We start from the raw sequence: 13,672 nt of genomic DNA on the forward strand, positions 1-13,672 counted from the left end.
GGTGTGGAGCTGACTGGTACTAATAGGCCGAGGGCTTGTCACACACCAACACCACGCAGGGAAACATTGTTTCTCCTGACCGTGTTGGGACAGATCGACTGATAAAGCCTGCGCTATGTAACGATGTTCGCGTTCACTGTACGGTTCCCGGAATACGGTCAACCCCAGCAACCAAACCCCACACCAGGGGTTTGTGACTTAGCAGGTTGATATGTGTTCTCATAGAGTTTCGGTGGCCATAGCGTCGGGGAAACACCCAGTCTCCATTCCGAACCTGGAAGTTAAGCCCGCCAGCGCCGATGGTACTGCGACCGGGAGGTCGTGGGAGAGTAGGACGCCGCCGGACATTCACACTGTTAAGGGCCACCCCATCCGGGGTGGCCCTTAACATTTCCCCCTGTAGTTGGAGTCACCCGCGCTGCTCGAGCAGCTGCTTGCGGACAGGCGTGTACGACCACCAGGGGCGAGCCGGATTGCCGTTGGCTTGGTCCGTCGCCGACATGATCGTGTCGAGCAGACACGGGTCGTGGAGTACGGCGTCACGTTCGCAGATCGTTTCGTAGATCTCGAAGGGATCGCGGCCGACCAGTTGATCGACGTGGGTGATGTCGGCGCGGCCCAGGTAGCCGGCCACCGCGGCGCCTACGTTCATGAGACTGGTCAGATCAGTCGGATCGTTCTTTGACATGGTTCGACCATGCCTCGGCCGGCGCCCTCCAGTCTTGAACAAATCGGACACCTACGCGCTGCCACCCCTTTAGGCTCTGGGGATGGCTGTGATGGTGTTGATCGTGGGGCTACCGGGCGCAGGCAAGACGGCCCAGGCTCGCCGACTCGAGGACGAGCGCAAAGCGATCCGGCTGACGCCGGACGAGTGGATGCAGGCGCTTTTCGACACCAGTGAGGTTGACGGACGACGCTGGGTGCTGGAATCGGAGCTCCTGTGGGGCGTCGCAGCGAGGGCGCTGGAGCTCGGAGTCGACGCGATCCTCGACTACGGCTGCTGGTCGGAGGAGGAGCGGGACCTATTCCGGACCCGGGCGCAACAAGCGGGCGCGAGCGCGGAGATCGTCGTACTGGATCTGCCGTTGGAGGTGTTGTGGGAGCGGCTCGAGCGGCGGAACGCGGACCTGCCGCCTGCGACGTTCCCGGTCAGTCGGGAGGAGCTCCAGGAGTGGAGCGACATGTTTCAGCGACCAACTGTGGAAGAGCTTCAGCGCTGGGATCGGCACCTCGTGGTGACGAGCTAGCTGCTACTCGGGGGCGATTCCGACCAGGGCGGCCGCGGCGCAGATGTGGACCGGGGTCAGGTCGATGGGGGAGACGGGTGCCTGCAGCAGGGTTCCGCGTTCGTATGGAGTCAGGCCGATCTCGATGCCAGGGGCGCCGGCTACCAGGCCGCGGACGTACGTCAGCCAGCCCATCATCGGGATGCCGCGGCGGAAGACGCCGGCTGCGGCGGCGAGTTCGGTGTCGGCGATGCTGGCCCACTCGGGTTCCCAGATCGTGACGACCGCGCGGAGTACCTGGGCGAAGCGTTCCGACTGCTGCAGTGCGTCCTCGTCACTCCAGTGCAGCGTGAGCTGATCGGAGACGGTGGTCATCGTGCCACCCATGGACAGGTCGAACAGCCATGGCAGCTCGCCGGTGCTCTGCAGGTGCAGACGCGTCGTACTCGTGCCGTTCGCGAGCACCTTCGTGGTGGCCTCGACCATCTCCTGCAGCGGCGTCGAGCCGTCCGCCTCGAGGACGTGGTAGCCCCAGCGCTCGTCCTGCGTCCAGTTGTGGACGTCGGGGAACGCCACCGCGACGGCGGTCAGCGTGCGGCCGACCCGGAGTGCGCGGTGTTCGACGGTCTCGTCACGGTGGGCCCATTGGGCGCGGAGCAGCCAGGAAGCCATTCACGCCCTCCGATCATCCGAAGGCGAAGGTACGGCGGATGCAGGTGACGGTACGCCGTGATACAACCGCTTGACCAGAGGTCCGCCTACTCGGTGTGAGCGGGCGGTAGCGATCTCTGGATGCGTCACCTGACCAGTCTGCTGCACCTACCGGTCAGTGGTCAGCACCGGGGTCCTCTTTTGGTAACCACCCAACGAAATCTATACAACTGTCAAAGAGTTCAGCTCTTCGGCGTCGCCGCGAGCAGGCCGCTCAGGGCACTGGCCTGCGTACGCCAGTCGCGGACGTTGGTGCCACCGCCGGCCCACCGCTGACCAAGCTTGTTCAGCGAGTCGCGATCGTTCTGCCAGATCGAGTCGGCCTGCCGCTGCGCGTACGTCCGGTACGACGCGTCGCCGGTGGAGTCGGCCAGGTCCATCAGGTATCGCGTGAACACGCCCTTGAACTGCTTCTGGTTGTCGTCGCAGTTGCCGGCCGCGTCACACGATTCGCTGAGGATGCCACCCGGGCTGAGCACCGACGACGACATCGCCGCATCACCCAACTGCCGGGCCGAGGTGAGCAGCGAGCTGTCACCAGTCGCGCGATACAGCTCGAGCGCGCCGCCGATGGCCAGCCCCTGGTTGTAGGTCCACACGGTCTGACCGTTGTTGGTGCACGATCCGGTCAGGCCGTCGTTCACCAGGCCGGCCGAGTTGATCATCCCGCTGGCGCGGAACCAGTTCCATCCCGTCGTGGCTCGCTGCAACCAGACCGTGTCGCCGGCGAGTCGGTTGTGCAGCGCCGCGGTCAGCCGGATGTACAGCCCGTTGGTCACCGCGTTCTTATAGGTGCGTTCGCGGTCCCACCACACGCCACCGCCACAGGTGCTCGTGTCCCAGTAGCCCTGGACGTAGTTCGCGATCGTGACTGCCATGTCGAGATACTTCGGGTCGCCGGTCAGGTCGTACGCCTCGACCCAGGCGATGCCCCACCACTCGGTGTCGTCGATCGCGCGGCTGATGAAGTTGCCCTCCAGCGCGTCACCGCTCTTCTGACCGGCCGGGAACACACCCTTGTTCTTCTCGAACACCTCGTTCACGATCCAACGTAGATCGGTACGGCGAGTGCGCTGCTGGTAGTCCATCAGCGTGGTCACCGCCACCGCGGAGTTCCACCAGCTCGACAGCCACCACGCTGTGTACGGCTGGTAGGAGTACATCAACGCATCGGCGGCCGCGCTGGTCCGATCGGAGGCCGGCCGGGCCCACGACGTACAGCTGCCGTTTTGGCCTTCGACGGCTCGGCCGCAGGCGCGGACGGCGCCGCCGTACAGCTTCGAGAGTGGATCGGTTGTGGCGTAGAGCTGGGTCTTGGTTGCGGTTGCGCCGGAGCCGACGCTGGTCCGGCCGAGTGATGAGCCGTCGGGCCAGGACGCGCCTTCGTTCCAGGAGCGGTCCAGCCAGATCTCGTCACCGGCGGTGCCGTTGGCGATTGTTCCCCAGGCCATGCCGCGGTCGTCGATGTGCAGGGAGATCGTGCGGTTGGACAGCGTGGCCGACGGCACCGGCTGGTTGTCACCGGACGGTCCGTCGCTGCCGTCGCACGCCGCCGCGCAGACGGAGGTGTGTACCCAGGCGGTGCAGTCGACGCCGGCTGCATCACCGCAGGCGCGGAGCAGACCGCGGCGGTGACCGGCCGGGTCGGCGAGGTTGTACATCAGTGTGCGGGTGCCGGTCCAGCCGGACGGGATGAAAGCTTTGCCGAGCAGACCGTCCCAGGTCGCGCCGCCGTCCCAGCTGCGGTCCAGCCAGACAGCGTCGTTGGTCGTGCCGGCGTCGATGCTGGCCCACGCCATCGCGTCCTTGTCGGAAACATGCAGTACGACGTGACGCCCGTTGATCACCTTCTCCGGCACGGGGAACGTCTCCTCCTGTGCCTTCGACGGATCGAGAGTGTCGCACGCGACCGAGCAGACCTGGTCCGCCTGCACCTGCGCCTCAGCCGTGAGAGCACCCGCAGACAGCGCGAGTCCAAGGACCGCGGCCAGTAGTAGTCGCATGTCAGCCTCCGAGCCCGGGCTGGTCGGCCCACGTTGTGTCTGCGTCGTACGAACCGCCGCCGTCCCACGGGTTCGCCCCGCTGACGGTGGCGATGTAGACCAGCTCGCTGGAGTGCCGGACGTAGTACGTCGGGTAGTTGAAGGACTGCAGCGACACGTTGCCTGCTCCGCCGCCGCGTGGTGGCTGGGCACAGAACGTGGCGTCCTTGCGGAAGGTGTCGGTGCCATCGTCGGACGCCTTCTGTAGCCGGTAGTTGCTGTGCCGGAGGAACTGTCCGGGGAAGTTGACCGATTCGAGCGAGTAGCAGCTACTCTCCGCCAGCCCTGGCCGGATGACGAAGCTCGCGTCCTGGCGATCCGTGAGGGGCGAGTTGGCGTCGATCACGTCGGTCCGCGCCAGTCCATCGCGATGCCGCAGTACCCGATCGGTGAAGCCAGCCGTGGTCACGCGGAACGTTCGGACCTGACCGACGGCGAGGTCTGCGCCGCTGCGCCACCAGGCCGGGACCAGATTCCAGGTCGCGTCGTCGCGGTACGAGCCACCGGTGTCGGTGTCCAGCCAAACCTCGGAGTTGCGATGACGCAGGTAGTACCCGGGTCGCGCCGCCGACTCCAACGACGTACCGCCGCCGCTCAACCCCGGATGCGCGCAGAAGGTAGCGTCGGCTGCGTCGGGGTTGGCTTCCTTGTAGATCCGGAGGTCGCGCTGGCGCAGGTACTGACCGGGGAAGTTGCGCGACTCGAACGAGTAGCAGCTGCTGTTGGAAAGACCTGGCCGAACCCAGAATGTCGCATCCTGCTTGAGGGTTTGGCTGCCGCTGGCATTGACGACCTCGGTGTTGGCGACACCGTCGATATGGCGTAAGTAGCGGTCCGTGTACGTCGGGGTGGTGACGCGGAACGAGATCAGTTTGCCGGTCGGGAGCGTCGTACCGTTCGCGGCCGCGAGCACCTGCTGCTTGACCGCGCGTACCCGCGCGAAGTCCATCTTCTGCACCTGGCGGTCGTAGGTGTAGAAGCCGTTGATCTCGTCCTCGACGTCTGTCGGCTCGGTGTAGATCGAACCGGACAAGCCTGAGCCGGTGATGAGGTCCGGCAGTTGACTGGTGATCTGCACGTACCGCGTGGTCAGGGCATCGCTCGTCGGCAGCATCTCGTAGGCGAAGCTGTTGCCGCTCGGCCACTCGTGACCGGGGACGTGCAGGCCGAGCCCGCCGTACTCGCCGAGTTGCAGCACCCGCGTCGTCGACGGCGCCCGGGCGATACCGGGACCGACGTACATGTGGTCGTCGATGACGTCACCGTTGCCGGGATCCGGATCGGAATCGCAGCAGTTCGAACCCGAATTGTGGTTGACCAGGCGGCTGGGGTCGAGGCTCTTGACCAGGTCGGCGATCCGGCCGGCGTCGAACTCACCCCAGCCCTCATTGAACGGGATCCACTGCACGATCGACGTGATCTGCTTGTGGTTGTCGACCATCCGGCGCAGCTCGGTCTCGTACCGCGCCTCTCCGGTCGCCGAAGCGTTGCGTCCGGCAACCAACGACGGCATGTCCTGCCACACCATCAATCCGAGCTTGTCGGCCCAGTAGAACCAGCGCGCCGACTCGACCTTGATGTGCTTGCGGACCATGTTGAAACCGAGTGCCTTCTGCTGCTCCAGATCGAAGCGCAGGGCGTCGTCGGTCGGTGCGGTGTAGAGGCCGTCCGGCCAGAATCCTTGGTCGAGCGTGCCGAGTGCGTAGACGAACTTGCCGTTCAACGTCGGCCGCAGGAACCCGCCGAGCATGGCCTTGCCGACCGAGCGCATCCCGAAGTACCCACCGACTGAGTCGCTGCCCATCGTGACTTTGATGTCGTACAGGAACGGGTCGTCGGGCGACCAGAGGTGTGCGTTCGGCACCGGGACTCGGAACTGGGTGCCGCTGATGCCGCTTGCTTCGCCGACGACCTGTCCGCCGGAGAGTACCTGCGCGTGGAGGGGTTGACCGGACGCCGAAGCTTGCACGGTGAGGTCCAGACCGCTGGCGGCGACGTTCGGGATGGTGTCCAGTCGGGTGATCCAGGTGGGTTCAGTCGGCTCGAGCCAGACGGTCTGCCAGATGCCGGACGACGGCGTGTACCAGATGCCGCCGCGGTTCACGCGCTGCTTGCCGAGCGGGATGTCCTCGGTGTCGACCGGTGCCCACACTCCGACGACGATCTCGTTGCTTCCGGCCCGCAATGCGGAGGTGATGTCGTACGAGAACGCGTCGTACCCGCCCTCGTGGGTGCCGAGCAGAGTGCCGTTGACCCAGACCTTCGACTGCCACATCACCGCACCGAAGTTGAGCTGCACGTGGCGTCCCGACCAGCCGGCCGGGACGGTGAAGGTCCGCTTGTAGTACATCCGATCCGCGTGGCGCTGGATGCCGGACAGCGCGGACTCGATCGGATACGGGACCAGCACCTCTTCGGGCAGGGATCCGGTCGGCGGGTTGTTCAGGTCGCTCGTCGGCGCGAACTGCCAGACGCCGTTGAGGCTCTGCCACTCGGTCCGGGTCAGTTGTGGTCGCGGGTACTCCGGGAGTGGGTCGGTGACCGAGACCTGGTTGGTCCAGGGGGTGGTCAACGGTGGCGGCTTCGGCGTGAACGCGCTCGCCTGCAGCGGGGACAGCAGTACGGCGAGGAGGCCGAGGACTGTGGTCAGCACGACCTGACGTGACAGCATGTGGATCTCCCTGGGGCGGTAGGAAGAGAGCGCTCTCACCTCGTGAGTATGAGGACCACCGCCGCCAGGTCAAGACCTCGCGTGATTGTTTCTGTCGGAAATTGTCGAACTACGTGAGCGTCGGCGACGCCAGCTCGAGGGTTGGCGTCGAACCGCGGTACGACGTCATCCACTCGCGGAGCAACTCGACCCGGGCGGCGTTGTCCTCGTTGCCCTTCACGACCGGCGCCTGGTTGTACGCCATCGTGTCCGAGCTGCGTCTGAGCTTCACGTACAGCCGGGACGACGCGAGTGCATACCGCTCCATGTCGTCCTGCAGTGCACCGATGACGGTGATGTTCCGATCCCGACCGATCTGCTCGAACAGGGCTACCGCCTCGCGGCGGTGCTGCGAACCGAGGTTGCGCCCGAGTTCGTCGAGGATCAGCAGCAGCGGACGGTCCGAACCGCCGGCGAGCGCCGCAGCGCAGACCAGCTTGACCGCCTTCTCGTCCATCTGGGCGGTGTTGCCCTTCACGTTGAACGCGGAGAACGGGCCACCCTCGGAACGACGCCACTTCGGTGTGACCGTCCAACGCCAGGGCTTGTCGGGCTCGGCCGGCGGGTCGGGCTCGGGGAATTCGAGCTTCGCGCCGTACCCGCCGTACTGCTGGTCGAGGCGGTCGAACTCCTGCGACACCAGCCGGAGTCGCGCTTTGATGCCGTCGGCAAGGGATGCGCGGTGCGCGCGGGCCGTGCTCTCCGCCTCGGCGAGGCCTTCGCGGGCGCGTTCGAGGGCTGCGTTCCGCTCGGCGCGCTGGCTCGCGATCTGCTGTTGCTGCAGGCTGTCGAACGTCTCGTGCTGGGCGAGGTGGCTGCTCAACGTCCGGTGCAGCGCCGGCACGAGGCTGACGCGGTCGCCGAGGGTGCCGTTCGTCCAGCCGTCCGCGCCGTTCAGGATCTCCCAGAGCTCGGTCGGGATTTCCTCGCGGGATCGGGCGTTCGGGAAGCAGCGGCGGATGACGTCGTCCAGCTGGGTGCAGGCCTGGTGGTTCCAGTCGGCCGTCGTACGACGCTGGACGTCGTCGGGCAGACCGAGGATGAACTCCTCGGCTTCGGCCGCCGTCCCGCCCCAGGCGGTCGTCCGCGTGGTGAGGTCGAGCGCCGTTTGCTCCTCGAGCAAGGTCAGCCGTCGACCGGTCAGGTCGTCGAGGATCCGGCCGTGGTCGCGCCGGGTCGCCTCCAGGTTCTTCAGCCGCTCGTCCCGGACGAGCTGCTGCCCGGCGGCGGCTTCGGCGGACTCCTTCGCTGCCTGCAACTGGGGTGCGAGCGAGTCGCGATCGGTCTCGTGCCGGTCGACTGTTTCGCGGAGCGCGAGGATCTGCTCCTGCACCGATTCCGCGTCGGCCAACGCACGAGCCGCCGCCGTACGCCGCTCTGCCTGCTCGACCCGCGACCGGGCCTGCTCGAGCGCGGTGGATGCTTCGGCACGGGCCTCGACTGCGGCCTCGACTCGGCGGCGAGCGGCCTCGATGCGCGCGGTCCGGCCGGTGATCGGCTCATCGAACTGCCCGACCGCGACGACGCCGGCGACGTCGTCGATCGTGTCCTTGCTGGCGCGCTCGCCGATCGCGGCGAAGAACGTGTCCAGGACGAATCGCTTGTCCGCCGACCTCGGCCCCTGCTTCGCGGAACGCTTCGAACCAGGCCGATTCGCCAGCACCAGCAGGAATCCGGCGTACCCGGCATCGGTCAGCGCGGTCGACGCGAGAGCGGCGTCGGCCGCGTCGATGACTACTGCCTCGCGGTACGGCGCGAGCCGCGGCTCCCACTCGGCTCGGTCACCGGCGGGCAGCTCGGTGATGTCCGTCAGGGCGCCGGACTCGATGCCGGCGTTCTCCAAGATCTTCTGCTGCGGCGCCGACACGGTCTGACCGCTCTCGGCTTCGCGCAACTCGGCAGACGCATGGTCGACCGCCGAGCGGGCTGCGTGGTCCCGGCCGATGTGCTCCTCGAGGACTGCGCGCGCCTCGACCTGCTCCTCGCCGGCTGCGGTGAGGTCGCGGCCGTCTGCCGAACGCCCCGCCTCGAGCAGTCGCCGGTGCTCCTGGCCGAGCTGCTCCAACCGTTCCCGCATCGAACGCTGCGCTAGGTCGAGCTCACGGTCGCGTGCATCCAGCTTGTCCCGCTCCTGACGGGTCAGCTGGACATCGCGGAGCATGCCCTCCTCGTTGCCAAAGGCATCGATCTCGACGTCGACCGCTTCCCGTCGCGCCTCCTGCTCGGCGACGCGCTCGTCGAGGACACCGAGCTCCTGCAAGATCTCGGCGTTCCGCGCGGCGCCGTCGATGAGGTGCCGGGCGCAGCGCGCTTGCCACGATTCCTTGGCCGCGGCGAGCGCCTCGCGGGCCGCGGCACGCTGCAGGATGCCGGCCTCGACGGTCGCCATCTCCTGCTCCCAGCGCTGCAGGTCGGCCGTCGCTTGCTTGGTCGCCTCGCGTTGGGTGTGCTCGGCGGAGCGGTGCGCTTGCTCCTGCTCGAGCTCGTGGTCGAGACCGGTGAGGGTCGCGATCGCGTTGAAGATCCGGGCCGGGCCGAGCTCGTTGAGCGGCTCGGCCAGCAGGTTCGCGGTCGGGCTGGAGCGGACGGACGTCGACAGAAACGAGACGCAGCGGACCTGTCCGCCGTACAGGACCTGCGACAGCTTGTTCGCGTGGAAGTCGGTGCGCCCGTTCGAGTGCGGGAGCGCGGCCCAGAGTGCATCGGCGCCGGCCGCACGCTCGGCTTCGGTCGCGCCGTACGGGATATGCAGGCCCTGTTTCCAACGGAGATCGAGGTACGACGCCTTGCGGTTGATCCGGATCCAGACGGTGATCGCGGCCGTCTCGATCTCGTCGAGGTCGGTCAGGTCAGGGTCGGAGAAGACGCCGATGATGTAGCCGCGGTCGACGTTCGACCAGTTGCCTTCTTGACCGGCCGCTTCGGCGGTGAAGAGCAGCTCGGCGGCGCCGGGAGCGCCGCTGGTCAGGCGCCACTGGTCGTCGGCGTGCAGGAGGCTGAGGGCGGCGATCCAGGATGATTTGCCGGCGCCGTTCGAGTCGGTCGGGCCTTGGCCGGCGACCGTGATCAGGCCGCGGCCGATCATCGGGATCGGGTGCGTGGAGAGGCGCGACAGATCGACCACCTGTACACCCAGCAGGACCTTGGACCCAAGGATGTCGAACGACCCGTCCTCAGATGTGCTCATCCACGTCCTCGCTTCGCTCCGGGCGCGGATGAGACACGAGACGCGCTGTGCTGAACGATGAGCTCGCTTCGCTCTCTCATGCGTCCTCTCCTTCTACTGGACCGCCGGTGCGGGCGCGGATGGCTTCGGCGATCGGGCTGGCCGGGGCGGCGGCGAGGATCAGTTGGTCCTGCAGACGGCGGCGCGCGGCCGGCGTCAAGCGCTGGAGCTGCGGACCTGGGATGTACGACGGCCCGCCCGAGTGGTCACCGGACAGCTGGATCAAGCCGGCCGCGCGCAATCGCTGCAGGGCAAGGCGTCTCTCCTCGCCGCTGATCCTGGTCGTCCGCAGTTCGTCGACCGTGGTGGGTCGCGCGGACTTCCAGCTGTCGCCGGTCAGGATGCCTTCGCTGCGGGGGATCGCGACGGAGTGGACCAGCACCAGCACGAGTACGGCGCGGTCGATGACGGACAGCGGCTGCCAGCCTTGCGCGACCAGGGACGATGCGATGTCGTCGTCGTACCCGGCGGTCCAGTGGGTGCCGTCGACGTGGACGAGCGTGCGGCCGATGAGCTTGAGCATCCGCTGCACTTGGCGGCGGAGCGTCACGTCGCGGAGGCCTGCTAGTTGTACTTCGGCGACCGGGTGTGCGGCGTACTGCACCGCGCTGAAGGCGGCGAGCACCTCGTCCCGCGAGCGGTCGCTGAGGTCCTGGAGCAACGGGTCGAACAACGCATGCTGCTCAGTCATCCGACACCTCCCCACGCAGCTCATCGGACGGCCCGTCCTGGAGCGCGGCGTCCGCGAGCGCGTCGTCCGGCAGCGCGTCGTCCGAGAGTGCCTCGTCCGGGAGCGCGTCGTCCGAGACCGCGTCGTCCGGCAGCGCGTCGTCGGGGAGTGCTTCGTCCGGGGGCGACGCGGCGGGAGGCTCGGTGGAGAGGACGGCCGGCGGTGGCTCGGGGAGGTGGCGGCAGAGGTCGCGGAGGGTGGAGAGGTCGGCGGCAGTCCACGTGATGACGCGTGGGCCGAGCCGGACCTCACCAGCCTTCTCGTCCCACCGGATCCAGTGGGTGGCGTGCAGCCGACGAAGGCTGCCGATGATCAGGGTCAGGTCGCTCGACTGCTCGGGCCGGCCGCGCATCCCGGCGTACACGGATCTGACCTGGGCGAGCGTGCCCGTCGAACCCGGCCAGGCTGGTGCGCTGCGGTCCGTCCAACAGCAGGCGACGCAGATCGCGAGTACACGAGCGGTCTCGTTCGGCTGCTCGACCGCGACCGGGGGAGAGTCGAGCTCCTCAAGCACACTGTGACCGGCGCCCGAGGGGAGCGTCGGCACGAGCCAGACGGTCGATCCGTCCGCCGACGCGGCACGGGTGAGACCGGCGACGGCCGGTGTGTCCGGATCGATCTCGAGCGGCCCGGCGGACTGAACTTTCGCCCACCAGAGCGCGTTATAGACCCGCCGCTCAACGGCCTCCGACGGTTGCGAGCTCATGACGCCACCCGGCGGAACACGCCTTCGGTCGCCCACGGCGTACCCGCGGCTGGGTCGATCCGCATACCGTCCGACCAGACCAGCTCGTACTCGAGCTCGTCGTGCAAATGCGCCGCGGTCAGCTCAGCCAACACACGCCGCGCGGTGACCCAATCGCCTGCCTCGTCGATGACCTCGACGATGTCGACGGCCGATCGTCCGGCCAGCACCCGCTCGGCCTCCGCACGCAAGTCCTCGCGGTCCGTCGCAGCCGCGGACTCAGGCGCGTCCGCATCCGCGGTCGGCCGTGGCGGCGCCATCCGAGCACTTCCGGTACGTCGACCTGTCTCGACCGCCTCGACCATCGTCTGTGGCGAGAAGTCCGGCGCGGCCGCATCGAACAACAACCCGTCGAGCACGGCGGCCAGCGTGTCGGGCTCGCTGCTGCGGGCGAATGTCAGCCAGGTCTCGATCGGCAGCAGCCCAAGGGCTCTCGTCGTACCGGCGCGCTCGACCAGGCGGCCGGCGGCTAGCTGGACAGCGTCGGCATACGCAGCGAGCGCCATCCGGAGAGACGTGCAGTCGCGGTGGAGCTCGGGCCAGCGATCCAAGACAAGACGGTGTACCTTCTCGGCCTGTTCGATCAGGCGTTCGTTACCCCACGCGAGCTGGGCGTTCTCGCGGAGCTGGGCCGTCGTGCTGGTTGCGACCAGGATGGCCAACTCGTTGCCGAGGAGCCGGAACACCTTGGTCATCCGCCCGATCGACGCCTTGCCGTCGTCGGCCGTCGCCTGCGGGTCGCTGACGCTGTGGGCCTCAAGGGTCAGCAGTTGGTGCAGCTCGGCCTGACCGCCCTGGACCGACATCCGGCGCAGGAACATCAGCATCACGTACGGCGCGAAGGCGGCGCGGTGGCGCAACTCGTTCGGACGGTCGACGAGTTTGGTGATCGCGCCGTACTGCCGGAGGACCTCGAAGCGGCGGACGATCACGTCATGGGGGTACGCGCGGCAGGCGAGCGTCGCCTGCTCGACCGTGAGCCCGTCGCTGCCGGCCTCGGCGAACGCGTCCAGGATCGCCTGGTCGGCGTCCAGCAGGTCGGGGTCGACGATCATCGCGCCGGCCTCGCGGGCGAGCACGGCGAAGACCTGACGGTAGACGCGCAACACGGCCGCTTCGGCCTCGGCGTCGAGCAGTGTCGCGTCCATCCGTACTCCTCCCCGTGTGATAGCAGCTGCGCTACCAGAGAAAAGGACTCTAACCACCCGCACCGACAGACCAAAACTCACCCGCCACGAGCCTGTGGACAACCCAGTTGACGCGGCGGCTGTGGAAAACCGGATGACGCCCGGAGCGGGCCTGCCTACCATCCGAGATGTGATGAGAATCCTTGGCTGACGCGGTCGACAGGCCGCGTCAGTACCACGGCGCCCGATAGGCGTCGCCCCGCCGGTGCGGGCCCTGTCGCAGGGCTCCCGGCGCGCTTGCTGATTCTCTCCATTCGGAGCTTGCACATGACTGTGCACAACGCGCGTTCCATTGGCGCGCAACATCCCCGTGTCCGTGACCTGTTCACCCTGCGGAAGGACGGTTCACCCGGCCGGATCATGGTCGAAGGCAGTTGGGAACACGACCGCCTACTCACCACTTCGGCCACGATCGACGCCTTCTTCTGGTGCCCCGAAGCCGGCACGACGGACGTCGATCGGATCGCGGAACGCGCCACCGAGGTGTACCGCGTCTCGGAGAAGCTGCTCGCCCGTTTGTCCCGCAAGACCCGGCCCGACGGCCTGATCTCGATCGCGCGGCTGCCGGAGTGGCGGCCGCACACGTTCGAGTTCACCAACGAGTCGCTGGTCCTGGTCGCAGATGGCGTCGAGTACGCCGGCAACCTCGGCACCCTGATCCGTACGGCGGACGCCGCCAACGCGGACTGCCTCGTCCTGACCAGCAGGCGAGCCCGGCCGACGCACCCGGCGGTGTATTCCGCCAGCCGCGGCACCGTCCTCTCGACTCCGATCCTGGAGTTCGACGACATCCCGGCCGCGGCGGCGTGGTTGCGGAGTCACCGGTTCCGCGTCCACCTCGCGGATCCCGCGGCGTCGGGTACCTACCGAGTTCCGCAATACGACGGACCGACGGCGTTCGTGGTCGGTTCGGAGGGCTCGGGGCTGTCGCGGCAGTGGCACGACGAGGGGTTCGACGCGGTGTCGATCCCGATGCTCGGGCGGGCGGACTCGCTGAATGTCGCGCTGTCGGCCGGCATCCTGCTGTTCGAGGCGCGGGCTCGGAAGGCGGGGTGGTGATCTCGCCAGGCAGAATGGCACAGCAAACCCGAG

At 67.6% G+C, this 13,672-nt stretch carries 10 protein-coding genes and 1 rRNA gene; 3 read left to right on the top strand and 8 right to left on the bottom strand.

What is annotated here, in order from left to right:
• Positions 1-228 precede the first annotated feature (228 nt).
• A 5S ribosomal RNA gene (rrf, locus tag EV650_RS00005) occupies positions 229-346 on the top strand.
• Between the two features lie 63 nt (positions 347-409).
• Here rrf and EV650_RS00010 read toward each other — a convergent pair.
• On the bottom strand, positions 410-688 hold the full coding sequence (locus EV650_RS00010) for a helix-hairpin-helix domain-containing protein (RefSeq protein ID WP_134114027.1): 279 nt from the start codon (positions 686-688) through the stop codon (positions 410-412).
• 82 nt (positions 689-770) lie between these two features.
• Between EV650_RS00010 and EV650_RS00015 the strand changes: the two genes are divergently transcribed.
• Positions 771-1,250: a P-loop nucleotide/nucleoside kinase family protein gene (locus EV650_RS00015; protein ID WP_134114028.1), complete on the top strand. Its 480-nt coding sequence runs from the start codon at positions 771-773 to the stop codon at positions 1,248-1,250.
• 3 nt (positions 1,251-1,253) lie between these two features.
• Here EV650_RS00015 and EV650_RS00020 read toward each other — a convergent pair whose 3' ends face one another.
• From EV650_RS00020 to EV650_RS00050, 7 genes are all read right to left on the bottom strand, one after another.
• Complete coding sequence (locus EV650_RS00020) at positions 1,254-1,901, bottom strand: hypothetical protein (protein WP_134114029.1); 648 nt, start codon at positions 1,899-1,901, stop codon at positions 1,254-1,256.
• A gap of 221 nt (positions 1,902-2,122) precedes the next feature.
• A complete protein-coding gene (locus tag EV650_RS40830; RefSeq protein WP_134114030.1) occupies positions 2,123-3,943 on the bottom strand; it encodes a glycoside hydrolase family 76 protein in 1,821 nt (606 codons plus the stop codon).
• A 1-nt stretch (position 3,944) separates the two neighbouring features.
• A complete protein-coding gene (locus EV650_RS00030) occupies positions 3,945-6,653 on the bottom strand; it encodes an AbfB domain-containing protein (RefSeq protein ID WP_134114031.1) in 2,709 nt (902 codons plus the stop codon).
• Between the two features lie 109 nt (positions 6,654-6,762).
• Positions 6,763-9,879: a coiled-coil domain-containing protein gene (locus EV650_RS00035; RefSeq protein WP_134114032.1), complete on the bottom strand. Its 3,117-nt coding sequence runs from the start codon at positions 9,877-9,879 to the stop codon at positions 6,763-6,765.
• A gap of 76 nt (positions 9,880-9,955) precedes the next feature.
• Complete coding sequence (locus tag EV650_RS00040; RefSeq protein ID WP_134114033.1) at positions 9,956-10,609, bottom strand: hypothetical protein; 654 nt, start codon at positions 10,607-10,609, stop codon at positions 9,956-9,958.
• Positions 10,602-11,354, bottom strand: a complete 753-nt coding sequence (locus tag EV650_RS00045; protein WP_202874272.1) for a hypothetical protein — start codon at positions 11,352-11,354, stop codon at positions 10,602-10,604. The genes EV650_RS00040 and EV650_RS00045 overlap by 8 nt, the downstream gene beginning before the upstream one ends.
• Entirely contained in the window at positions 11,351-12,541 is a 1,191-nt protein-coding gene (locus EV650_RS00050) for a hypothetical protein (RefSeq protein ID WP_134114034.1), read from the bottom strand. Before EV650_RS00050 ends, EV650_RS00045 begins: the two co-directional genes overlap by 4 nt.
• 306 nt (positions 12,542-12,847) lie before the next feature.
• Between EV650_RS00050 and EV650_RS00055 the strand changes: the two genes are divergently transcribed.
• On the top strand, positions 12,848-13,639 hold the full coding sequence (locus EV650_RS00055; protein WP_134114035.1) for a TrmH family RNA methyltransferase: 792 nt from the start codon (positions 12,848-12,850) through the stop codon (positions 13,637-13,639).
• Positions 13,640-13,672: the final 33 nt, after the last annotated feature.

This window comes from Kribbella kalugense, assembly GCF_004365875.1.
In the GTDB taxonomy this organism is placed as follows: domain Bacteria; phylum Actinomycetota; class Actinomycetes; order Propionibacteriales; family Kribbellaceae; genus Kribbella; species Kribbella kalugense.

What these genes read in the sequence shown, in the direction of transcription:
- EV650_RS00020 (WP_134114029.1), bottom strand. Translation starts at nt 1,901, where the DNA reads ATGGCTTCCTGGCTGCTCCGCGCCCAATGGGCCCACCGTGACGAGACC.
- EV650_RS00035 (WP_134114032.1), bottom strand. Translation starts at nt 9,879, where the DNA reads ATGAGCACATCTGAGGACGGGTCGTTCGACATCCTTGGGTCCAAGGTC.
- EV650_RS00010 (WP_134114027.1), bottom strand. Translation starts at nt 688, where the DNA reads ATGTCAAAGAACGATCCGACTGATCTGACCAGTCTCATGAACGTAGGC.
- EV650_RS00055 (WP_134114035.1), top strand. Translation starts at nt 12,848, where the DNA reads ATGACTGTGCACAACGCGCGTTCCATTGGCGCGCAACATCCCCGTGTC.
- EV650_RS40830 (WP_134114030.1), bottom strand. Translation starts at nt 3,943, where the DNA reads ATGCGACTACTACTGGCCGCGGTCCTTGGACTCGCGCTGTCTGCGGGT.
- EV650_RS00040 (WP_134114033.1), bottom strand. Translation starts at nt 10,609, where the DNA reads ATGACTGAGCAGCATGCGTTGTTCGACCCGTTGCTCCAGGACCTCAGC.
- EV650_RS00015 (WP_134114028.1), top strand. Translation starts at nt 771, where the DNA reads ATGGCTGTGATGGTGTTGATCGTGGGGCTACCGGGCGCAGGCAAGACG.
- EV650_RS00045 (WP_202874272.1), bottom strand. Translation starts at nt 11,354, where the DNA reads ATGAGCTCGCAACCGTCGGAGGCCGTTGAGCGGCGGGTCTATAACGCG.
- EV650_RS00050 (WP_134114034.1), bottom strand. Translation starts at nt 12,541, where the DNA reads ATGGACGCGACACTGCTCGACGCCGAGGCCGAAGCGGCCGTGTTGCGC.
- EV650_RS00030 (WP_134114031.1), bottom strand. Translation starts at nt 6,653, where the DNA reads ATGCTGTCACGTCAGGTCGTGCTGACCACAGTCCTCGGCCTCCTCGCC.